This window comes from Bradyrhizobium sp. MI1.4, from assembly GCF_055811315.1.
In genome coordinates this window covers 25706-45821 of sequence record NZ_JBVVPP010000018.1, presented here as the reverse complement: position 1 = coordinate 45821, position 20116 = coordinate 25706, and the positions used below count along the sequence as shown (strand labels likewise).

20 protein-coding genes, 4 pseudogenes and 1 other annotated feature are annotated in these 20116 nt (G+C 60.9%); of the genes and pseudogenes, 14 read left to right on the top strand and 10 right to left on the bottom strand.

The window, feature by feature from the left end; genetic code table 11:
• Nucleotides 1-61: 61 nt before the first annotated feature.
• The 4 genes and pseudogenes from AC0L23_RS21055 (at nucleotide 62) to AC0L23_RS21040 (ending at nucleotide 3195) form a co-directional block, all read left to right on the top strand.
• Nucleotides 62-1300, top strand: coding sequence for a cytochrome P450 (locus AC0L23_RS21055; protein WP_473357393.1), 1239 nt, complete (start codon nucleotides 62-64; stop codon nucleotides 1298-1300).
• A 725-nt stretch (nucleotides 1301-2025) separates the two neighbouring features.
• A pseudogene (locus AC0L23_RS21050) lies at nucleotides 2026-2445 on the top strand (IS3 family transposase); the annotation flags it as partial.
• Nucleotides 2323-2436: a sequence feature (AL1L pseudoknot), on the top strand. It overlaps the preceding pseudogene by 114 nt.
• Nucleotides 2446-2448: 3 nt before the next feature.
• Nucleotides 2449-2661: pseudogene (locus AC0L23_RS21045) on the top strand (helix-turn-helix domain-containing protein); the annotation flags it as partial.
• Between the two features lie 318 nt (nucleotides 2662-2979).
• A complete protein-coding gene (locus AC0L23_RS21040) occupies nucleotides 2980-3195 on the top strand; it encodes a hypothetical protein (protein ID WP_085348737.1) in 216 nt (71 codons plus the stop codon).
• 648 nt (nucleotides 3196-3843) lie between these two features.
• Here AC0L23_RS21040 and AC0L23_RS21035 read toward each other — a convergent pair.
• The 3 genes from AC0L23_RS21035 to AC0L23_RS21025 all read right to left on the bottom strand — a co-directional run bounded on the left by AC0L23_RS21035 (nucleotide 3844) and on the right by AC0L23_RS21025 (nucleotide 5964).
• Nucleotides 3844-4185 (bottom strand): pyridoxal-phosphate dependent enzyme, encoded by a 342-nt coding sequence (locus tag AC0L23_RS21035; RefSeq protein WP_473254494.1) that lies wholly within the window; start codon nucleotides 4183-4185, stop codon nucleotides 3844-3846.
• Nucleotides 4186-4349: 164 nt separating this feature from the next.
• The gene (locus AC0L23_RS21030; protein WP_473357392.1) at nucleotides 4350-4742 is read right to left on the bottom strand and encodes a hypothetical protein; all 393 of its coding nucleotides are present in this window, start codon (nucleotides 4740-4742) and stop codon (nucleotides 4350-4352) included.
• An 856-nt stretch (nucleotides 4743-5598) separates the two neighbouring features.
• The gene (locus tag AC0L23_RS21025) at nucleotides 5599-5964 is read right to left on the bottom strand and encodes a LysE family translocator (protein WP_473357391.1); all 366 of its coding nucleotides are present in this window, start codon (nucleotides 5962-5964) and stop codon (nucleotides 5599-5601) included.
• A gap of 96 nt (nucleotides 5965-6060) precedes the next feature.
• Here AC0L23_RS21025 and AC0L23_RS21020 point away from each other — a divergent pair, with 96 nt between their 5' ends.
• The 3 genes from AC0L23_RS21020 (at nucleotide 6061) to AC0L23_RS21010 (ending at nucleotide 7407) form a co-directional block, all read left to right on the top strand.
• On the top strand, nucleotides 6061-6279 hold the full coding sequence (locus AC0L23_RS21020; protein ID WP_007600162.1) for a rubredoxin: 219 nt from the start codon (nucleotides 6061-6063) through the stop codon (nucleotides 6277-6279).
• Nucleotides 6280-6341: 62 nt separating this feature from the next.
• On the top strand, nucleotides 6342-6986 hold the full coding sequence (locus AC0L23_RS21015) for an FMN-binding negative transcriptional regulator (RefSeq protein ID WP_473357390.1): 645 nt from the start codon (nucleotides 6342-6344) through the stop codon (nucleotides 6984-6986).
• Between the two features lie 217 nt (nucleotides 6987-7203).
• Nucleotides 7204-7407 (top strand): hypothetical protein, encoded by a 204-nt coding sequence (locus AC0L23_RS21010; protein ID WP_473357389.1) that lies wholly within the window; start codon nucleotides 7204-7206, stop codon nucleotides 7405-7407.
• A gap of 152 nt (nucleotides 7408-7559) precedes the next feature.
• Here the strand turns inward: AC0L23_RS21010 and istB are convergent, their stop codons facing one another.
• The 4 genes from istB to AC0L23_RS20990 all read right to left on the bottom strand — a co-directional run bounded on the left by istB (nucleotide 7560) and on the right by AC0L23_RS20990 (nucleotide 13138).
• Nucleotides 7560-8321, bottom strand: coding sequence for an IS21-like element helper ATPase IstB (gene istB, locus AC0L23_RS21005; RefSeq protein ID WP_473357388.1), 762 nt, complete (start codon nucleotides 8319-8321; stop codon nucleotides 7560-7562).
• Nucleotides 8322-8340: 19 nt separating this feature from the next.
• Nucleotides 8341-9882 carry an IS21 family transposase gene (gene istA / locus AC0L23_RS21000; protein WP_007599102.1) on the bottom strand — a complete coding sequence of 514 codons (1542 nt, stop codon included), beginning with the start codon at nucleotides 9880-9882 and terminating at the stop codon, nucleotides 8341-8343.
• 80 nt (nucleotides 9883-9962) lie between these two features.
• Complete coding sequence (pdxR, locus tag AC0L23_RS20995; RefSeq protein WP_473357387.1) at nucleotides 9963-11432, bottom strand: MocR-like pyridoxine biosynthesis transcription factor PdxR; 1470 nt, start codon at nucleotides 11430-11432, stop codon at nucleotides 9963-9965.
• An 809-nt stretch (nucleotides 11433-12241) separates the two neighbouring features.
• On the bottom strand, nucleotides 12242-13138 hold the full coding sequence (locus tag AC0L23_RS20990) for a LysR substrate-binding domain-containing protein (RefSeq protein WP_473357386.1): 897 nt from the start codon (nucleotides 13136-13138) through the stop codon (nucleotides 12242-12244).
• A gap of 110 nt (nucleotides 13139-13248) precedes the next feature.
• On the opposite strand from AC0L23_RS20990, the gene AC0L23_RS20985 reads away from it, so the two are divergent.
• From AC0L23_RS20985 to AC0L23_RS20965, 5 genes and pseudogenes are all read left to right on the top strand, one after another.
• A complete protein-coding gene (locus AC0L23_RS20985) occupies nucleotides 13249-13998 on the top strand; it encodes an SDR family NAD(P)-dependent oxidoreductase (RefSeq protein WP_473357385.1) in 750 nt (249 codons plus the stop codon).
• A 25-nt stretch (nucleotides 13999-14023) separates the two neighbouring features.
• Nucleotides 14024-14875: a transketolase gene (locus AC0L23_RS20980; protein WP_473357384.1), complete on the top strand. Its 852-nt coding sequence runs from the start codon at nucleotides 14024-14026 to the stop codon at nucleotides 14873-14875.
• A complete protein-coding gene (locus AC0L23_RS20975) occupies nucleotides 14872-15882 on the top strand; it encodes a transketolase family protein (RefSeq protein WP_473357383.1) in 1011 nt (336 codons plus the stop codon). The genes AC0L23_RS20980 and AC0L23_RS20975 overlap by 4 nt, the downstream gene beginning before the upstream one ends.
• A 185-nt stretch (nucleotides 15883-16067) precedes the next feature.
• Nucleotides 16068-16469, top strand: a pseudogene (locus AC0L23_RS20970) (TRAP transporter substrate-binding protein); the annotation flags it as partial.
• Nucleotides 16446-16733, top strand: coding sequence for a hypothetical protein (locus AC0L23_RS20965; protein ID WP_473357423.1), 288 nt, complete (start codon nucleotides 16446-16448; stop codon nucleotides 16731-16733). The pseudogene AC0L23_RS20970 and the gene AC0L23_RS20965, both read left to right, overlap by 24 nt.
• Here AC0L23_RS20965 and AC0L23_RS20960 read toward each other — a convergent pair.
• Nucleotides 16730-17125 carry a hypothetical protein gene (locus AC0L23_RS20960; protein WP_473357382.1) on the bottom strand — a complete coding sequence of 132 codons (396 nt, stop codon included), beginning with the start codon at nucleotides 17123-17125 and terminating at the stop codon, nucleotides 16730-16732. The two genes, AC0L23_RS20965 and AC0L23_RS20960, sit on opposite strands and share 4 nt — an antisense overlap.
• 15 nt (nucleotides 17126-17140) lie before the next feature.
• On the bottom strand, nucleotides 17141-17341 hold the full coding sequence (locus tag AC0L23_RS20955; protein WP_473357381.1) for a hypothetical protein: 201 nt from the start codon (nucleotides 17339-17341) through the stop codon (nucleotides 17141-17143).
• Between the two features lie 617 nt (nucleotides 17342-17958).
• Here AC0L23_RS20955 and AC0L23_RS20950 point away from each other — a divergent pair.
• Nucleotides 17959-18219 (top strand): annotated as a pseudogene (locus AC0L23_RS20950) (cytochrome P450); the annotation flags it as partial.
• Between the two features lie 135 nt (nucleotides 18220-18354).
• Here the strand turns inward: AC0L23_RS20950 and AC0L23_RS20945 are convergent.
• Nucleotides 18355-18696, bottom strand: a complete 342-nt coding sequence (locus AC0L23_RS20945; protein WP_446479881.1) for a recombinase family protein — start codon at nucleotides 18694-18696, stop codon at nucleotides 18355-18357.
• A gap of 203 nt (nucleotides 18697-18899) precedes the next feature.
• Between AC0L23_RS20945 and AC0L23_RS20940 the strand changes: the two genes are divergently transcribed.
• Complete coding sequence (locus AC0L23_RS20940; protein ID WP_219682273.1) at nucleotides 18900-20102, top strand: cytochrome P450; 1203 nt, start codon at nucleotides 18900-18902, stop codon at nucleotides 20100-20102.
• Nucleotides 20103-20116: the final 14 nt, after the last annotated feature.

Genomic DNA, 20116 nt, shown 5'->3' with positions numbered 1-20116 from the left:
ACTCTAGACAGCGCACTCAGCTGATCCAGCAAAAGTGCAAGCCAATGTCAGCGAGACAATCATGACAGCGTTATCGACAGAAAGCGCCTGCGAGAGCACTGATATCCCGCTGAGCCGCCTTGATGTAAGCGAACCCAAGCGCTTCGAGGATGATACCGTTTGGCCTTATTTCGAGCGGCTGCGAAGGGAAGATCCCGTTCATTATTGCGAAAACAGCCCATACGGACCATATTGGTCGATAACAAAATACCGCGACATCATAGCCGTGGACTCAAATCACACAACATTCTCATCAGAGCGAAGCGTCACAATAGTCGACCCGCCGGAGGAGTATTGGACCCCCAGTTTTATCAAAATGAATCCTCCTCTCCATGCTCCGCAACGTAAGACTATCAGTCCGATAGCGGCATCGGAGAACTTGGCAAATCTTGAAGGCTTGATCCGCTCGCGGGTTCAGAAGATTTTGGACGGTTTGCCGCGCAACGATACCTTCAACTGGGTCGACAGGGTCTCGATCGAGTTGACGACTCAAATGCTGGCCACGCTGTTCGATTTTCCATTTCAGGATCGGTGGTTGCTGACCTACTGGTCGGACGTAGCTGCCTTGACTCCACAAATGGGCGACCAGATCGACAGCTGGGAAAAGCGAAAGGTGGTGCTGTCGGAGTGCCTGGACTATTTTACGCGGCTTTGGAGCGAACGGGTCAATTGCGAGCCGCGCGGTGACCTGATCTCGATGATGGCGCATTCACCGGCGACCCGAAACATGGAGCCCCGCGAGTTCCTGGGCAACCTCATTCTGCTGATTGTTGGAGGTAACGATACTACGCGCAACTCAATTACCGGGGGCGTCTTGTTCATGAGTCAAAATCCATCCGAAATGCGAAAACTCCGGGATGATGCTTCGCTGGTGTCCGGCGCGGTATCCGAGATTATACGATACCAAACCCCCATTGCACACATGCGCCGGACCGCTGTGGACGATTTCATGATAGGCCACAAGCGAATCAGGCGAGGCGACAAAGTTGTGATGTGGTACATCTCTGGCAACCGAGATGACGAGGTCATTGCGAGAGCCAACAGCTTCATCATCGATCGGGAAAATGTACGGCAACATCTCTCTTTCGGATTTGGGATTCATCGCTGCGTGGGTAGGCGCCTTGCCGAGCTGCAGCTGAAAATCCTGTGGGAGGAGATGCTGAATCGATGTTTGGAGGTAAATGTGGTCGGCGAACCGGAGCGAGTTCAATCGAATTTTGTGCACGGTTATTCCGCACTGCCGGTGCAGATCCCAGGTTAGTCTCGGCTGCGGCCGACCTTCAACACTGTCATGCCGTTCAGAGCCGGCGGTTAGGACAATGACTTTCTGGAGACCAGTTTTCTGGGTAAGTTCACCGGCGTTGCGTGACGGGCTTACGGTTGTTTCGAAGGTTGCGGGCAGGGGCCGCTATCGCGTCGAGGATTTTGGCCGGGCGGCTACGATACTCATCACGGCCTGCTGGAGCCGTGCCAGCGTTCAAAGTCTAGGGAAGCAGTCCGTCCAGTCGATGAACTGAATGACCAGAGACTGGCCATACGAGGGGGCTTACTTCATGTGAAGACGAGGACAAGCAGGCTCGAGCAGAGTAGCGCAAATCCGGCTGCGGTCAGCCCGAGGAAACTGCTGGAGACAAGATCATGACTGCCCATGAACGACCTCTGCGGCGAGGAATAGAGATCGGCAATCGCCGCTCCGCTTCCCTTTCTGGCCAATCTCGGCATTGCTATTCAAATGAGCCGCGTAATTCCTGCCGGTCTCGTGGCAGAGCGCACTTTTCCAGCAAGATCGAGCGACAGTTCGCCGCGTTCCGGCGGGCATCCTCGTTAGTGCTCTCGTGGTTGCAAACGGATCGCTCCGCCAGAAGCTGAGTAGACCAGAGCATCTTGACAGCAAAACTCACTCAATCGTGCCGTCCGCGTTTGAGCGCTTGCAGGATTGAGCGCCCATCTGAACCGCCGCCGCGGATTTGGCGGAGGCTCCAAGTCTTGAGAAGGTGGAGCCATGACAAGCAAGACGACGAGAAATGTTCACCCGAGGCCCGAGCCCGAGGGGGTCGTATAGCTCTGTATCAGGCCAACGAGCACAGGTCGCGCTGGACGACGGTGACTTCCATTGCGGCCAAGATTGGCTGCACGCGCAGACCTTGCATGACTGAGTCAAGTAGGTCGAGATCGACAGTGGGCAGCGGGCCGGCGTTCCGACCGAGCTGGCCGAGAAGCCCAAGGCTCTGGAACGGAAGAACCGCGAGCTTCGCCAGCCAACGAGATCCTGCGCAAGGCAAGCGCTTATTTTGCGACGGCGGAAGCTCGACCGCCGGTCCAAGCCATGATCGCATCGACGATGATCGTGCGGCGCGTGGGGTTGAGCCGATCTGCAAGATGTTGCCGATCGCCCCCTCGACCTACCGCGGAAGCAGATTATTCCCAAAGGCGGGCGACATGCCACCAGCGATGTTCAGATCTTCGGCAAAGGCGATCTCGGGGCAATAGCTCTCATTGGTAGAGCACGAAGAGATCGCGCCTCTCAAGGTGCAGGGCCAATCGATCCAACAGATTGGACGTCGCCTGGGGCGGGCTGATTCGACAGTCTCGCGTGAACTGCGGCGCAACGGCCGCCCGCGCCGAACCAGAGGGCCATGGCCGCCCATGTGAGGACCATAGCGCCCGCATGAGGCCGGCCCGGCGCTCAGGGAAATGCGAGAGCCCGGAAATCCGAGCCGTACGGGACGATTCCGTCCTCCTCGCAACGAGACGTTTCGAACGCGGCGCGATCGTTTCAAACGCAAGCGCCGCGCGAATTGCGAGGATACCAAGCCGCGTCAAACCATGAATTCACTTCTGCACGCGAGAGGCTTTTAACCGCTCGGCAAATGTGCGCTATACCGAGTGCAAAGAGGGCACTAGCCTTATCGCATTATCCCTCGAAAGGAGAGATGGAGCGTGAGCGAATTTACGGGAGAGGTTCAAGCGAACATGGGCCTGGTCTTGGATCAGGTCTGTGCGGGGCTGCCGAATGGCGGTGACCACGAGAGCCGCCGGTATGTCGCTGAGCAACTGATCCAAGCGGTACGGGCGGGAAAAACGACTCTGGGGGAGCTGACCTCTGCGGGACGTCGCGCTGTCGTCTATCTGAAGAATGCGCCGAAATCAGCCTAGCAGTCCCTTGTTGCCGGCCCGATCTGCCCTGCGTTCGCTCGCAGGCAACCGCGTACCCGACAGACCTCGTGGTGTTAGGGCACATTGACGGGTGGCATGGGCTCCGTCGGGCGCGGCATGAACGCGCTTTGGTGGTGGCCGCGTGCCGCCAATATGATCGCGAAAGCCGTGAGAACGATCAGGAGTCCACGCATATCGACAGATTACTCGGAGAGCTGTATCGCAATTATGAAACGGCTCATAGCCGGTGTGCCGAATCAACAAGAAAACGAAGCTGTTGTATCATTCGATGAGGCGAACGCGGTTGGACTGCAAAGCGCCAAAGTCATAACGCTTGGTCTTGCGGCAAGACGGCAAAGTCATGCCTTTTGTGCCGAAAACGTGCGTACGGGCCTCGTTGGAAGCAGAAATCTGCGGCGGATTTCAATCGTAGGATCAATCGCTGGATGCCTTCGTTCTTGGCCTTCTCTTGGGCTTTCGTCCCCGTCACGAGTTCACCGAACGGGCCGCGGATCATGAGCGTCTAGGCCTCCAAGCTTCTCCTGACCACTTGCGACAGAGACTGACCCACGAGCTGTTCGTAAGCGCCAGGATCCGTCGCGCCCTCGGTATTGATGAGGAAGACCCGTGCGTCAGGTTCAAGACCAGTCAAGCGCGCGAGGTCGAATCGGCCGCAACTTTCAGCAACCCTGCCAGACCAACCCCGCCACTTTCGCCTGCAACGATAGCCGGATCACCGTCCCGGGGATTGGCCAAACGGTTCATAACCCCGACGGCCTCCTCGTCATCGACAATCATAAAAGCGTCGGCTGCGCGCGAAAGGATGCGCCAAGCGACGAGCGAAGGTTCGTAGCACTCTAGCATCGCCATCACTGTCGGCTGCCCATGAGCTACCTTGACGCAATGCCCGGTTCGAGCGCTTTCAAACAGGCACGCTGCGCGCGATGGATCGACAACCGTGAAGGACGGGCGACTATCACCTAACGACACCGAAAAATGTCCAAGACCGCTGCGGCAAGTCCACCGACTCCTGACTGGACGAAGACGTGGGTCGGAGGTTCGGGCAACTGTCGTAGTGCTTCAGTCAGGAGCGCGGAGATCCCTGCATTACCAGACCAGGGATAGCCCGGCCAGGACCTGTCAGACACCGTGATTCAGCCGTTCTCTGCGGCAACTCGGGATGCTTCGGCAACGGAGTCATCGTAGTTGCCGCTGACGCGGATCATCTGCGCGCCATGTGGGACGATTGCTGCGCTACGCTGATCGCTGACGCCCGAGTGAATGGATATAGCGCAGTTCGCCCCCACGAGCTGAGCGCGTGCGCTACGGACCTGCCATGATTGCCGTCCGTTGGCGCAGGATACCGTCATCCCCCGTGCTACGGCCTTCACCTCAGGTGCGTGAAGCTCCGAGATGTCAACAGCCCTGCCGAGGCGCGGAGTTGCTGCTTCTAAGACGAGCCGGATGACGGCATAGGAGCCGCCCAAAGCCTTGAAACTGCCAAGCCCGAGCCGGTGACCCTCGTCGTTGACTTGGACCGAGCCCACGCCAATCTCGTGGGCGAGGCCCGGCAAGGAAATCAGCGCTGTTTCCTTGTGGCCATTGCGATATCAAGAAACCGTTCCACCTCGCACGCAGCTTCGCGACTCAGCATGTTGGCATCCGCACTATCCAAAGGCGCCCGGTGGTCAGTGCGATGGTTAGGAAGCAACATGGTTCGAGTTGGCGCCGATCTAAGCATCGCGGCGATGCGCTTGCCGAAACACTAGCGGCAATCCCAGCGATGTCACGCCTTCTCGCTAATCCGCAAGAAATGGGAGGCCGCTCTCGATGACGACCCCGACGGTGCTCAGGCTCGGGCGGGTGATGCTGATGTTTGAAGATCCGGCAGGAGGGCGTTGCGGCCATCGCTCACCCGTTCCCGGCTGCACTCCTCGTTTTGAGCACGAGGAAGGATGACGATTTCTGGGCCGTGGACACGAACTCGGTCCTCATCACGTACCCAGATCCAGCAGCACGAGAGCAAAAGGCAGCAGAGGCAAGCGCGTTGGATTGCAGTGGCGGGCCTTGCTCCCAGCCGGTTGATGCGCGCCTTCATGTTCTGCCGGCCCGGACGGCCAAAGCGCGGCCGAAGTCGAACCAGCATCGACGCTGGTCGTGATCCCGTTGCACGGTGAAGCAAGGACCTCCGATGGCAAGGCGTTCTTCGTAGCCGAATGGAGACTCTGCGCGCTATTCGAGCGCGGAAATTCGGCAGCGTGAACTCGTGCGCCGTGCGAAGAGTAGCGTTGGCCCCAGCCCGCAGATGATGGCGCCTGATGCCTGTCGCGCCTGAACGAAGAATGAGGGCCTTTTTTGCAAAGCCATCCCTCGTCTTCTGTCCCCAATAGGTCACAATCAGGTCTACGCTCGTGTTGAGTGCGAGCGAAATGAGCCCAGGACGATGAACTGCATGCTGACACTCCCAGATGGGTCGACGAGTTGCGGGATGAACACGAGAAAGCATGCGGCTGTCTTGGGGTTGAGCGCCTCTATGACGATGCCCTGGCGAAAAGCAGAATGCGCATCTGTTGTCTGCAATTCTATCGGATCGACGCTTGTCTCGCGCCACGCCTTAATCCCGAGCCAGATGAGATATAGGCCTCTGGCGATCTTTAGGAAGGTGAACGCTTCTGCGCTTGCGACAACACGGGCAGACAGAACGTGGACACTCTGAGAGATATTCCTACTGCCGGGTTGACGGCCTTGACCAGAACCAGAGGACGTCAATCTGGTACAGCAAGAATGCCGCAGACTGGCTCTATGGAAGGAACCAGTTCTAGCCTACATCGGTGTCATGAATGCTCCACAGCATAGGCCACCGAGATGAGCAATGAAAGCGCTCACCTGCACTCTGACACAGCGATCGGCGCACCGGTTTACAAGACCTGGATGTGCGCGCTCTGCGGGGTTGTTTACAGCGAGCGGGAGGGATGGCCGGACGAGGGCATTCCGCCGGGCACTCGCTGGGAAGACGTCCCCGACGAGTGGATCTGCCCCGATTGCGGCGCAGACAAGAGTGAATTCCAGATGACCGAGGTCTGAACGAAATCCCGTTGATGCTGCGAGCAGCGTGCGCGGCATTCATCAATTGCCAGGGAGCTAGCATGTACGTCCCCCCACATTTCGCCGAGTCGCGCCCTGAGGCGCTTCACGATCTCATCAACAAAAATCCTCTCGGCATCCTCTTTACTAACGGGAAGAGCGGGCTCGACGCAAATCACCTGCCTTTCGAGTTGCATGCGAAGGAAGGGCAGCAGGGCGTGCTTCATTCACATGTGGCTCGCGCAAATCCCATTTGGCAGGATATCGCGACGGGAAACGAGGTGCTGATCGTATTCCGCGCCGGGGATGCCTACATCGCGCCGAACTGGTATCCGAGCAAGGTCGAGTTCAAGAAGCAGGTCCCGTCCTGGAACTATATGGTGGCTCATGTGTACGGACGCGTGACAATCCGCGACGATGAGCGTTACGTTCGTGGCATGGTCGCGCGGCTGACGCGCATCCATGAGGCGAAGCAGGCCGATCCTTGGAAGATGACTGACAGCCCCAAGGACTACATCGATATGATGCTCAAGATGATCGTCGGAATCGAGATCGAGATCACACGAATCGTTGGCAAGTCGAAGCTTAGTCAGAATAAAGAGGTCCGGGACATTCTCGGTGCAGGGAACGCGCTCAAGGCCCAGGGAAAGGATGTGATCGGCGATGCAATGCTGGCCGCCGCTGTGGCCAAAGCGGAGCAGGCCTGACTCATATCCGACGGAGCGACATGCTCGGAGAAATCGTGGCGCAACGACCTACTTGTGATCCTCGGGTATGACGGGGCCAAACCCATCGGCGGCCCTGCGCAAGCATGGATAATCTCATTCGCCCTACGATCGTCTGCCGCTGGCGAAAGCTGTAGTTGGACTCAAAAACTGGAGATCAGTGCGCGTCTTCCCGGCGCGCTGCGGAGCACCCAACCCAATGTTCAAGTTCGCGGCGAGCGCCGATTGCCGCGAAAGAGACCTGAGCGCGGCCATCCAGATATTATCTGGCAGTTTCCATCCGTGGGCGCTTGGACAGTTTGGCCTTTCTGTTCGCGCGGACCGATGCCTCAAGGACACCTTTCAGGCGGACTGCGGCCGCCTGCAATTCCGCGACGGAAAAGCCGCCGAAGCCGAGCATTAGACCGAACCGAGCAGGCGCATCTTGGTACATGTGCGGATTCCGGGGATTGCGGCCAGGGATTCCGATTGAACGCGACCATGCATTCCGATCGAAGGCGGCCACCTGTTCCGACGAAGGCGGCCGGAGTGTCGTTGCCGGCATGAGGAGTTGGGTCAGGTTTTCCTGGCTGCGTCAAGATTGGCGCGCTGCGCAGTGATCTTTCGCATGCTGTCTCCCTTGAGTGTGAGGCGGTGAGCATTGTGGACGAGCCGATCCAGGACGGCGTCGGCGATGGTCGGGTCGGCGATGACCTCATGCCAATTTTCGATCGGCACCTGGCTGGTGATGATGGTCGATCCGCGCTGGTGTCGATCGTCGACGACTTCGAGGAGATCGCGACGCTGCTCGCCGGTAAGCGGTGCGAGGCCCCAATCATCGAGGATGAGCAAATCGACCCTCGATAGTGTCTTGAGGAGCCGCGCATAGCGTCCGTCCCCGCGGGCGAGCGCAAGAGCTTCGAACAGCCTTGGCAGGCGATGATATAAGACGGATCGATTATCGCGGCATGCCTTGTGGCCGAGTGCGCAGGCGATCCAGCTCTTGCCGACGCCGGTCGGCCCGGTGATGAGCAAATTTTGCTTGCGGCTGATCCAATCGCCATCGACGAGCTTGGCAAAGAAGGCGCGGTCGATGCCGCGCGGAGCGCGCAGATCGACATCTTCGACGATTGCGGCCTGCCGTAGCGAGGCGAACTTCAGGCGCACGATGAGCCTTTTGTTCTCTCGCTCGGTTGCTTCGCGATCGATCATCAGGCCGAGGTGCTGCTCGAAGGTCAGCGCGGTAACGTCCGGTTGGCGTTGCTGATCGTCGAAGGCCTTGGCCATGCCGGCGAGCCCGAGAGCAGCGAGACGTTCGTGGGTGTGGTTGCTGAGCATAAGGTCTCCTTGTTGGTGGTCAGTGGTAGTAGCCGCGGCCACGGATGTTGCCGTGCTGGATGGGATCGGCCTCGGGGGCGGTGTCGGGAAGGAAGGCTTTGTCCAGGCCGGTCTTGAGGATCGAGGCGATCGACCGATAGCTCGCTGAGCCGATGCTGATCCCACGGCGGCACGCGGCTTCCAGACGTTGCGTCCCATAGGTCTTTTCCAACCGCAGGATGCCGAGACAGGATCGGAAGCCCTGCTCGGGATGGGGCTTTGTCCGCATGATCGCCTGGCACAGCGCGATCGTGGACGGACCGATCTTCTCGGCGGCGGCCAGCAGACGTGCCGGCGTCCAGAAGGCGTATCGGCGATGTGCGCTCGGCATGTGCTCGGGGATCGTGGTGTGGCGGCGCCTGACGCCTGAGCGTGCGTGGCTGGCGATCCGGGTGCCGCGATGGAACACCTCGATGGTTGCCTCGGTGGCCCGCACCTCGACGACCTGGCGGATCAGGCGGGATGGCACCGAGTAGAAGTGCCCCTGAACCTCGACATGGTAATCCGGCGCTACACGGGCACGACGCCATTCGGCGTACTGATAGGGTTCGGCCGGCAGCGGCATCAGGGCCGGACGATCGATGGTGTCGAAGAACTCGCGGCGGCTGGCACCGAGCTTGCGCATCAGGCGGGCGTTGAGTTCGTCGACCAGGATGCGGATCGCAACGTTCAACTCGGCGAGCGAGAAGAAGCGCCGGTTGCGCAGCCGCGCCAAAATCCATCGCTGGACGATAAGAACCGCCGCCTCCACCTTGGCTTTGTCGCGCGGCTTGCGGGGCCGCGCCGGCATAATGGTGGTGCCGTAATGGGTGGCAAGATCCTGGTAAGTCCGGTTGACGCCTGGCTCGTAGCGGCTCACCACCGTCACCCCGGCCTTCAGATTGTCGCAGACGAGCGCCTTCGGCACTCCGCCCAGGAAGGTGAGCGCATCCACATGGGCGCCGATCCAGTCGGGCAGCGCCTCGCTGAACCGGGCTTGGACGAATGTGTAGTTCGACGCTCCCATGACCGCGACGAAGATCTTGGCGGCGCGCACCTCCCCGGTAAGCCCGTCGAACACCGGCACGGTATCGCCGGCGAAGTCCACGAACAGCTTTTCGCCGGCCGCGTGGGTCTGCCGCATGGTCGCCGTGATGCCGTGGCGCCATTCGACGTAGAGGTCGCAGAACCGGCTGTAGCCGTAGCCGTCGGGATGATGGCCGCGGTATTCCTCCCACAGCAGCGCCAGCGTTACGCTGCGGCGGCGCAACTCGGCATGGACATGCCCCCAATCCGGAAGCGGCTTCGATCGCGGCGGGTTGTAGCCGGCTGGCGCAAACAGCTTGCGCTCCAGTGCTGTGTCGTCGAGCTCCTCCGGTATCGGCCAGGTGATGCCGATCACCGCGGCGCGGCGGACATACTCCGCGATCGCCGTGCGACCGATCCCGACCGATCGGGAGATCACCCGATCGCTCACCCCACAGGCATACTTCAGGCGTAGAACTTCTCGAATCTTCCGCATCGGCAATCTCTCGGCGGGCATCGGACCTCCCATTGCGTGAACCGCAAAAGGAGGGACCTTGCCCCGTTCAGATTGCCGACAACGCCCCCCGTCTCACCCTATCAACAGGGTGGCCGCCTTCGTTCGGATTGGGTGGCCGCTTTCGATCGGAATCGCTGGCCGCCTTCCGTCGGAATCGGTGGCCGCTTTGCCTCGGATTCCGCATACATGGGCGAGATCGGTCGCACAACCAGCCCGGCCTTCTGTGCTTGCTCGGCTAGCTTGACGTCGTCGAGGCCGGCAGGAAGCCAAAGCACCAGGTGCATACCTTGGTCGCTTGGTTGGAGCGCTGTCCAGGACGGCAGCTCTGCCTTAATGGCGGAGATCAGGGCCGCGCGCCGTTCTGCGTAAGCGCCCCGGATGCGCCGTATGTGAGCTTCGAAATAGCCCTCGCGCATATATTGCGCGAGCACATATTGATCGGCTGTCGGAGAATGGCGGTCAATAAGAGCACGGGCGCCTGCGAACGCCTCCACCAGCGGAAGGGGAACGATGGCGTATCCGATCCGCATGGAGGAAAAGAGCACTTTGCTCATCGTCCCGAGATAGACGACACGTGTAGGATCGAATCCCTGCAGGGACGGAAATGGATGTCCCGCGTAGCGAAGTTCGCTGTCGTAATCGTCCTCGACAATCCAGGCATTGTTTTGACGGGCCCAGGACAGCAGAGCCGTGCGTCTCGCCATGCTCATCGGCATGCCGAGCGGATATTGATGCGATGGCGTAACGAACGCGACCCGAGCCTTCGAGCATCGGACGAGGCCTTCGTGGACGTCGATGCCCTGCGCGTCGACGGGAATCCGAGAGGTCTGGACGTTGAAGTTTCCGAGAACCGCGACAATACCGGGATAGGCGGGGTCTTCCGCCCATACTGCGTCTCCGTCCGCAAGAAGAACGGTTGCAGCCAGAAAAAGACCCTGCTGCGTACCCGCCGTGATCACGACCTGGCCGGCCTCGCATTTCACTCCACGGGCTTTACGAACGTAATCAGTAATCGCGAGCCGCAAATCAGGCAATCCTTTCGGATCGATGTATCCCGACGGGGCAGCCACGCGCAGCGCTCGGACGCGATTACCGAGACGGCGCCACTTGTCATCCGGGGCGACCGCGCCTGCCGGATGAGCGATTGCAAATGGCATCGTCCCTTGGGGCCGAAGAGTTTGCACGACCTCTGCAAGACGGGCGACGTTCTCCCGCAACACAAGGCCGATCCGCGGCGGCTCGATGAATGCCTGCGGTGGGCTCACGAGTTCGCTGTCGCCATTGACGTTCGCCACGATCGTGCCGCCTCTGGCGCGCGCTTCGAGGTAGCCTTCCGCATGTAGCTGACCAAACGCCTCGATGACCGTACCCCTCGCGAGTTGGAGCGATGCAGCGAGGGTGCGGGTGGACGGCAGCCGTTCGCCCGGCTTCAAGATCCCGTTTGATATCGCCTCGCGAAGTGCCTGCGTGAGTTGTTGTCCGACCCGGCCTGCGGTCTTGTCGAGAGAACCCAGCGAGGGAATTGCGATGATGTTTCGGCGCCTTGCCATTGCCGTTCTGGTCTACCTATCCGCTCGTACTTTGAAGTCCAGAATAGACCAACTCTGTGAGTCATTGAAAGAAATCGTCACATACCGCTCTACCGCTCGGCTTTGACATCCCAACCCCCGACCAGTGATGGCCTTGCGGGTCAGCTACCATCTCCCCATGACGTAGGTAGGCCGGCCCGAGGGCCGTGGAAGATCGCCTCGTTGAATCAAGGGGCTGAGCATCTTCGTTGTTGAGAGGCTATCCAGTTTCGAAGCCCATCGAAAGTGTGAAATCCATCGGCCGCGTAGCAACGGACGTCCGGAAGGAAGGCCTGCGTCAATTCGGCGAGCGCATGTCCCGGATCGAGGTCCAGCACCCCTGCTGACCCCCAGCTCTGCCAGGGCCTCCAGGGTCGCCGACCAGTCGATGAGGCGCGCGACCTGGCAAGCGAGCTTCACTGTTGCATCGCTTGGGTAGAGATGCGCTCGCCGTCGCCTCCTGCGAGCAGAATCCGCTGGCTTGCGATCGGCTCGCGCCTGCTGGCGTCGAGCGCCTCTTGGAACGGTTTGCAGGCGCGCGCGAGCCGTGACGTGTGGGAAGTGATCTCAATGCTGTCTATATGTTGAACGCGGCTGCGGCGCTCAGGCGCTACATCGATGATCGCCTTGTAGAGATGGATCGGCGAGCATCAACGATAGCTCGCTGCCAGACCAATGAAGAATGCATGATTTGAGGTTCTCCGCAGGCGCGGGACGCCCCGGCGGCGAAGGTTGCTGTTCGGCGCCAAGCAGAGGTTTGCCCTGAACCAAGCTCCAGCCAGACCTGCAGTTCATCGCGAGGAGCGGGCGTGTTCGCCGTCGAGTTGCGCGAGCAGCCAGTCTGCAAACGCGCGTACGGCCGATCTTTGTCGGCTGGCGCGCGGATAGATGAGACGGTGACCGACGTAACTGATATCGTTCGCGCGTCCCGCCAATGGGGCAACCAATCGCCCATTGGCCAGTTCACGCTCGGCCAGGAGGGTTGATTCCAACGCCACTCCCAATCCCTCCGCAGCGGTCGCAATTGCAAGAAAGCTCCGATCGAACCTCATGCCGTGGAGGGCGGGGGCTTCTAATCCGTTCGCGGCGAACCATTGATGCCACTGCACCTGCTTCACGTCTGAGCGGATGAGCGTCTGATCGAGCAGATCAGCGGCCTTCCCTATCGATTTTGCGAGCGAGGGAGAGCAGAGCGGGGTAACCGTCTCTTCCGGTAGAGGAACAATCTCGACGCCTTCTGCGCGCGGCGGACCGTAGACGATATCGATATCGAAATCATCGTTGCTGAAGCGCGCATAATCCGTGCTTGCGGCCAATCGAACCTCGAGCTTCGGGTAAGCAGCGAGAAACTGCGCAAGCCGTGGCGCCAGCCATTGCGCAGCAAAGCTTGGGGCGGAGTGGACGCGCACCAGTTGCGGTCCGCGCGCAGCGACTTCCTCAAGGCCGCGGCGGAGCTGATCGAACGCCGCCCCGGTGTGACGCATCAGATTTTCGCCGGCAGGCGTGAGCCGCACAGACCGCGCGCTGCGCTCGAACAGAACGGTCCGAAGCGTGGCCTCCAGCTTGCGGATCGCGTGACTGACGGCGCTCGGCGTCAGGTGAAGCTCATTCGCCGCATCGCGAAACGATCCGGTCCGGGCTGCGGCTTCAAAGGCACGAATTGAGGATATCGGGATCTTCGAGAGCATCCGATAAGTGAACCAGATTCATCGATCCATGACAACTGTGCGTTAGTACAGCCGGCCTCCGCGCGTCATTCCTAAATCCAGCAAGGAAGAACAATTTGCGGGAGGAATTGATGCTGCTCAGCGGTAAGACGGCAATCATTTCGGGCGCGGCCTCGCCGCGCGGGATCGGGCTTGCCACCGCCCGGCGATTCGCCGCCGAGGGCGCTCGGGTGGCCATTCTGGATATCGACGCGGGCGCCGCGGCGGACGCTGCGGCATCGCTTGGAAAGTCCCACATTGGACTGGCGTGCAACGTCGCCGACAAATCGTTCTGCGAACAGGGAGTCGCCCGCGTGATCGAAACCTTCGCACGCATCGATATCCTGATCAACAATGCCGGGATCACCCAGCCGGTCAAGTTCCTGGACATTTCGCCGGCCGATTGGGATCGAATTCAGGACGTCAACCTCAAGGGTATCCTGTTTCTGTCGCAGGCGGTGATCCCGCATATGCGCGCACGAAAGTCCGGGTCGATCGCGTGCATGTCGTCCGTCTCGGCCCAGCGCGGTGGTGGCATTTTCGGCGGCCCACACTACTCGGCTGCGAAAGCGGGGGTCCTTGGCCTCGCCAAGGCGATGGCGCGGGAGTTCGGCCCTGACGGGATTCGCGTCAACTGCGTCACGCCCGGCCTGATCGGCACGGATATTACGGCAGGCAAGCTGAACGATGAAATGAGAGCGAAAATTCTGGAAGGCATTCCGCTCAATCGCCTCGGCACGGCAGAAGACGTTGCCAGTATCTACACTTTCCTAGCCTCCGATCTATCTGCCTACGTCACGGGTGCCGTGATCGACGTCAACGGCGGCATGCTTATCCACTGAGCCCAGCGAGATAAGGTCCAGATCGATGGAAACGCCCACCAATACGCTTATCAACGCGCCCAAGCTAGCGGACCGCGCCTACAATATCCGCCGCAATGCGCTGCGCATGGGCGAAGTCCAGGGGCAGGGTTATATCGCGCAGGCGCTGGACATATCCGATGTTCTCGCCGTGGCCTACTTCCACGCCATGCGTTACCGGCCTGAAGATCCGTCATGGGACCGCCGGGACCGCTTTCTGCTCTCCAACGGACATTATGCCATCGCACTTTACGCAGCTTTGATCGAAGCGGGAATTGTCCCGGAGGAAGAACTCGAAACCCATGGCAGCGACGAGAGCCGCCTGCCGATGTCGGGCATGGCCTCCTACACGCCCGGAATGGAAATGTCGGGCGGATCGCTTGGCCTCGGGCTGAGCATTGCCGTTGGCATGGGCCTAGGACTTAAGCGCAAGAGATCCGAGGCGCGGGTATACACGTTGTTTTCCGATGGCGAACTCGACGAAGGCTCCGTCTGGGAAGCGATCCAGTCGGCAGGCCACTACAAGCTCGACAATCTGATCGGCATCGTCGACGTCAACAATCAGCAGGCGGATGGTCCTTCCACGCAGGTCATGGCCTTCGAGCCGCTGGTCGACAAGCTTCAGGCCTTCGGCTGGTTCGTGCAGCGGATCGACGGCAACGATCTCGATGCCGTGGTTGCAGCGTTCGACGCCGCCAAATCCCATCCCGAGCCCAAGCCGAGGATGATCGTCGCCGACACTCTGATGGGGAAGGGCGTTCCTTTCCTGGAACAGCGCGAGAAGAGCCATTTCATCCGCGTCGAGCAGTACGAATGGCAGCTCGCGCTTGCCGCGCTCGAAGCCGGGAGGCAGGCATGAAAACCGTCAGATCAGCACCTCAGCCTGGCAAGCCGCGCCTGACCACCTCCGCCATGATCGCGTCGATCGCGTCCGAGGGACAGAAGACGAAGCCTGCGCCCTTTGGACACGCGCTCGTCGAGCTCGCACGCCACCGCCCTGAGGTGGTCGGCATGACGGCCGATCTCGGCAAGTACACCGACCTGCACATCTTTGCGAAGGAATTTCCGGACCGTTATTATCAGATGGGCATGGCCGAGCAGCTTCTGTTCGGCGCAGCGTCGGGCCTTGCCGCCGAAGGCTTCATGCCGTTCGCGACCACTTACGCCGTGTTCGCATCGCGACGGGCTTACGACTTCATACACCAGACGATCGCGGAGGAAGATCGCAACGTGAAGATCGTCTGCGCGCTGCCGGGGCTGACCTCGGGCTATGGCCCGAGCCATCAGGCCACAGAAGATGTCGCCCTGTTTCGCGCGATGCCAAACATGACCGTCATCGATCCCTGCGATGCCCATGAGATCGAGCAAATGGTGCCCGCCATCGCCGCGCACCGCGGGCCGGTCTACATGCGCTTGCTGCGCGGCCAAGTACCGGTCGTGCTCGACGAATATGACTACAAATTCGAACTCGGCAAGGCCAAACTGATCCGTGACGGGAAGGACGCCCTGGTCATCTCATCCGGCATCATGACAATGCGTGCACTCGAGGCCACGCAAACTTTGATGCGCGACAACGTCGATACCGCGGTGCTGCATGTTCCGACGATTAAGCCGCTCGACACTGAGACGATCTTGCGTGAAGCCGGCAAGCCGGGCCGCCTTGTCGTTGTTGCCGAAAACCACACCACAGTTGGCGGACTTGGCGAGGCGGTTGCTGCACTTCTGATGCGTTCAGGCGTTCATCGGCGTTTCCGCCAGATCGCATTGCCGGACGAATTCCTTGACGCTGGCGCACTTCCGACACTGCACGACCGCTACGGGATTTCCACCGCAGAGGTCGCAAGCCAGATCAAGCAGTGGCTTTAGTGCACCGGCGCTAAGCGCCAATCAAGGGAAGCCCCTTGAGGAGCTACGCCCGCCGTATATTGCGGCGGCGAGCGATGGCTCTTGCCCAAATGCCGGCGATCGAAAGCCGGTGAAGAGCCCGGAAGGCTGCACGCCAGCGCAGCTTGCAGTCGGCAGCAACGTCAATGCAGGATCAGGAGTAAAACATGATTGTCTCGAAGCCCGGAATCATCAGCCGCCGTTCGCTGTTGAGGGCGGCTACGGCCGTACCTCTCTGCAGGATTCTGACCCGTCCGGCGTCTGCCGCCGAGTTCGTCTAGAAGTTCGCGACCGGACAGGATCCGACCCATCCGGTGAATATCGGCGCAAGAGGCGATCGACCGATCCGCGAAGCGACGAGCGGCCGGCTGGAGATCAGGCTGTTTCCGGCCAATCAGCTCGGCTCCGACACCGAAGGCCCCAGGTACGCAGCGGCGGCGTGAGTTCTTCAACCAATCGTCATCGATCCTTGCCACCTGGTGCCGAGCGCGGGCATCGTGAACACCGGCTTCGCATTCGCCGATTACGATAGCGTATGGAAGGCGATGCACGGCAAACTGGGCACCTATGGAATTGCGGTCATTGCCCGTCAGGACGACTGTCAGACCTGCTTCCTTTGCGAGCTTTATTGTCCCGAGGATGCGCTCTGGGTCTCCCCCTTCGCCGATGAGAACAAGCCCGTCGACGTCAGGGCACTCAAGCGAACGGCGCGATGGGCAGCTATCGCCGAGCTGTCGGCTGGACCGGCGAGACGCGGGATCGCCGCGGCATCGACCGGAGCTATCTACTCTTTGGTCAATGAGTTGGGCTGCCGCCGCGCCCTGTCCACTTAAGATGCATGCGCTCGCGCGGGTTCGCGGGCTTCGCGGCGACGCTGGCGCCGTCGCTTCGCTCGCTCTGCCGGGAGCGGCAAGGATGGCACTGGTGGCCCGGCCGTTTCCACTAGCACCTTCTCGACCGGTTCGTGTTCGGTCCGGCGCGCCTCCATGGATTCGAGCACGGCTCGTCCCTTCACAGTAATCCTCCAGCCGCCGTTTTGACGCTCAACGAGACCGTCCGAAAAAATGTCGAGCCCGGGCACGCGCGCGGCCAGCCGCTTGGTGCGTTCGGCCCATTCCGGGCCGCTGGTGGCGAGGATTGCCATGTCGCGCTTGAGGTCCGCCATCACGGCGAATCCTTCCGGATAACTCACCAGGATTTTCAAGACTGTGACCTGGAAATTCACCCCGGACCCGCCCGATCAACGCCACATCGTCGGCGCTTCTGTCAGCGCTATCCGGCCGATCTGCTGCAGCTCGTCCGGGGTCGTTTCGCCGGTCTTTGCGGCTTCCAGGATCTTGCAGGCCACGTGGGTGCGAGCGCCGGACTCGTCGCGTGGTAGCTTTTCGCAGACCTCGTCGAGCACCGCTCGCAATAGAGCGGTAGTCGCTTGTTCAAACATGGGTGCGGCCCTCGGAAAAACCTGATCCTACCGCAAGTCTTTCGATTTGGGGATTCACGAATGTTAACCAATGAGCTCTGCCGCGCTGCACACGACCCGCGCCTGCGCCCCTTCCTGAAATCCTGCTCGAAACTGCGCCTCTCAAATCGGCAGGCCGAGTTGCGGCTCAGCCTGCCCCTCACCATGGCGCGAGGACAACGATACTCCCAAGAAGCCGAACGGCTTTGAAGCGGGCATCTCGCTTTCAAGCAGCGATCGAGAAGTGTTCGAGCTCGCTGTGGTTCGAAATCGCGATCGGCATGGACCTGCTGCGCGTGATGATGTCCAAATCGTTGACTTGAGCGTTCAGCGTGACGGTCCGGGCCCGCGCAGTCCTTGTCCTCCCAGTGCCGCCAGACCTTCTCGATCAGCGGGCCCAACTCGGTGGCCATTGCGTCGAAAGCGCTAAAGATCGGTTGAGAACGTGTTCTCCGCACCAACCGACTTCCGGATCCGGTTCGCGCGGACCTCGGGTGATCAATGCCCTCGATATCCAGTAGTATTACGCGCCGGCCTTGCCGAAATTGGCTTGCAGAAGTCGAGCGACTGATTGCGGACCTCGAGGCAGTGTACAGGCCGGTTCGGCGAATCGCGACGAAACGCGGTGGGAACGGCCCGACCAGTTCGACATCGCCCGGCGCGTTTCGGGACATATCGGCTTCAGCACCGGGATCCACGGCTGCGTGGGGCAGATGGTCGCGCGGCTCGAAGGCGAAGCCGTGCTGGCCGCCTTGGCGGCGAGCGTCGCATCAATCGAGATAACGGGCGAGCCGGTATACCGCGACAGCAGTGGATTGCGGGCCCTCAGCTCACCGCCGGTACGCGTTACGACGAAATAGCGCCAGCCCGGGCTCTTTGCAGCGGCTGTCATTGCCCTCCAGGACGGCTGACGGACCTGCTTCCTTTGCGAGCTTATTGTCCCGAAAGGTGTTGTCGTGCAAGCCCCGCTGCTTCCTCGACGTAGTTGCTATAGTTCAGCACGCCTTTCGCATGGAAGTTCGTTGAGCCGAGAAGGGATCTTGTTCTTGAAAATGAGCTTCCCAAGGGCCCGAAGGATCAACGATCGCGTTGATAACGTTTGCATCGAAAATCAACGCGGGCCCTCTATCAGCCTTGCGAAATACCATCGTCGTCGTCGTGGCGAACCCCAGGCCGGTCACCAGATCAACGCCGGCGGCGAGCAGCGCATCGCGCTGCGAGTCCGTGCTCTGGCGGTCGGAGTCCGACGACACGCGCATGTAGCCAACCAACATAGGCGGATACGCATCGGAAATAGGTTTCCGTATTGCAGCGCGTGGCGACAGAGTTTTCCGCATGTTTTTTGCGCCGCCAGGCGTTTAGTTTAGGACGCCACTACAAGATTCGGTAGTTGGCTAAAGCCACTTTGAGGCCCTAGGGTCCGGCCGCCTTCCCCGCCGATTATCATCGACGAACTGAAGTGAACGCAAGCGCACGTGAAGCCCGCAGCGCCTGCCGGTCACCTTCCGCCCTTCCATCGCGTAAAGACTGAAGTGTAACCATGTCCGAACAATCCTTGCCGACGCTGCCGATGTGGCGCGTCGATCATATCGAGCCCTCGCCCAAGATGTTGGCGCTGCGCGCCAACGGTCCGATCCACCGCGTGCGCTTCCCGTCCGGGCACGAAGGCTGGTGGGTGACAGGCTACGACGAGGCCAAGGCGGTGCTGTCCGACGCGGCGTTCCGGCCCGCGGGAATGCCGCCGGCGGCATTCACCCCGGATTCGGTAATTCTCGGTTCGCCGGGGTGGCTGGTCTCGCACGAGGGGGGCGAGCATGCACGGTTACGCACGATCGTGGCGCCGGCCTTCAGCGACCGCAGGGTGAAGCTGCTCGCGCAGCAGGTCGAGGCGATCGCCGCGCAGTTGTTCGAGACACTCGCGGCCCAGCCCCAGCCCGCCGACCTGCGGCGCCACCTCTCCTTTCCGCTTCCGGCCATGGTCATCAGCGCGCTGATGGGCGTGCTCTACGAGGATCACGCGTTTTTCGCCGGGCTGTCCGACGAGGTAATGACGCACCAGCACGAAAGCGGCCCGCGCAGCGCGTCGCGCCTGGCCTGGGAAGAACTGCGCGCCTACATTCGCGGAAAGATGCGGGACAAGCGCCAGGATCCGGGCGACAACCTGCTGACAGATCTGCTCGCGGCGGTCGACCAGGGCAAGGCGACCGAGGAGGAGGCGATCGGCCTGGCCGCGGGCATGCTGGTGGCCGGGCACGAGAGCACCGTCGCGCAGATCGAATTCGGCCTGCTGGCCATGTTCCGCCATCCGCAACAGCGCGAACGCCTGGTCGGCGATCCATCCCTGGTGGACACGGCGGTGGAGGAAATCCTGCGCATGTACCCGGCGGGCGTGGGCTGGGACGGCATCATGCGCTATCCGAGGACCGACGTGACCATCGCCGGCGTGCATATTCCCGCGGAGAGCAAGGTGCTGGTCGGACTGCCGGCGACGTCGTTCGATCCGCGCCATTTCGACGACCCGGAAATCTTCGATATCGGGCGCGACGAAAATCCGCACCTAGCGTTCTCCTACGGTCCGCACTACTGCCTCGGCATGGCGCTGGCCAGGCTGGAACTCAAAGTGGTGTTCGGTTCGGTCTTCCAGCGCTTTCCCGCGCTGCGCCTGGCCGTGGCGCCCGAAGAACTGAAGTTGCGCAAGGAGATCATCACTGGCGGGTTCGAAGAGTTGCCGGTGCTCTGGTGATGCGCGGACGCCCC

Excerpts from the sequence above, each read along its gene's own strand:
- AC0L23_RS21020 (WP_007600162.1), top strand. The coding sequence starts at position 6,061 with ATGAGCAATGAAAGCGCTCACCTGCACTCTGACACAGCGATCGGCGCA.
- istB (WP_473357388.1), bottom strand. The coding sequence starts at position 8,321 with ATGCTCAGCAACCACACCCACGAACGTCTCGCTGCTCTCGGGCTCGCC.
- pdxR (WP_473357387.1), bottom strand. The coding sequence starts at position 11,432 with ATGGCAAGGCGCCGAAACATCATCGCAATTCCCTCGCTGGGTTCTCTC.
- AC0L23_RS21010 (WP_473357389.1), top strand. The coding sequence starts at position 7,204 with ATGTTCAAGTTCGCGGCGAGCGCCGATTGCCGCGAAAGAGACCTGAGC.
- AC0L23_RS20945 (WP_446479881.1), bottom strand. The coding sequence starts at position 18,696 with ATGCGGAAAACTCTGTCGCCACGCGCTGCAATACGGAAACCTATTTCC.
- istA (WP_007599102.1), bottom strand. The coding sequence starts at position 9,882 with ATGCCCGCCGAGAGATTGCCGATGCGGAAGATTCGAGAAGTTCTACGC.
- AC0L23_RS20965 (WP_473357423.1), top strand. The coding sequence starts at position 16,446 with ATGCACGGCAAACTGGGCACCTATGGAATTGCGGTCATTGCCCGTCAG.
- AC0L23_RS20985 (WP_473357385.1), top strand. The coding sequence starts at position 13,249 with ATGCTGCTCAGCGGTAAGACGGCAATCATTTCGGGCGCGGCCTCGCCG.
- AC0L23_RS21055 (WP_473357393.1), top strand. The coding sequence starts at position 62 with ATGACAGCGTTATCGACAGAAAGCGCCTGCGAGAGCACTGATATCCCG.
- AC0L23_RS20975 (WP_473357383.1), top strand. The coding sequence starts at position 14,872 with ATGAAAACCGTCAGATCAGCACCTCAGCCTGGCAAGCCGCGCCTGACC.
- AC0L23_RS20990 (WP_473357386.1), bottom strand. The coding sequence starts at position 13,138 with ATGCTCTCGAAGATCCCGATATCCTCAATTCGTGCCTTTGAAGCCGCA.
- AC0L23_RS21015 (WP_473357390.1), top strand. The coding sequence starts at position 6,342 with ATGTACGTCCCCCCACATTTCGCCGAGTCGCGCCCTGAGGCGCTTCAC.
- AC0L23_RS20955 (WP_473357381.1), bottom strand. The coding sequence starts at position 17,341 with ATGTTTGAACAAGCGACTACCGCTCTATTGCGAGCGGTGCTCGACGAG.
- AC0L23_RS20980 (WP_473357384.1), top strand. The coding sequence starts at position 14,024 with ATGGAAACGCCCACCAATACGCTTATCAACGCGCCCAAGCTAGCGGAC.
- AC0L23_RS20940 (WP_219682273.1), top strand. The coding sequence starts at position 18,900 with ATGTCCGAACAATCCTTGCCGACGCTGCCGATGTGGCGCGTCGATCAT.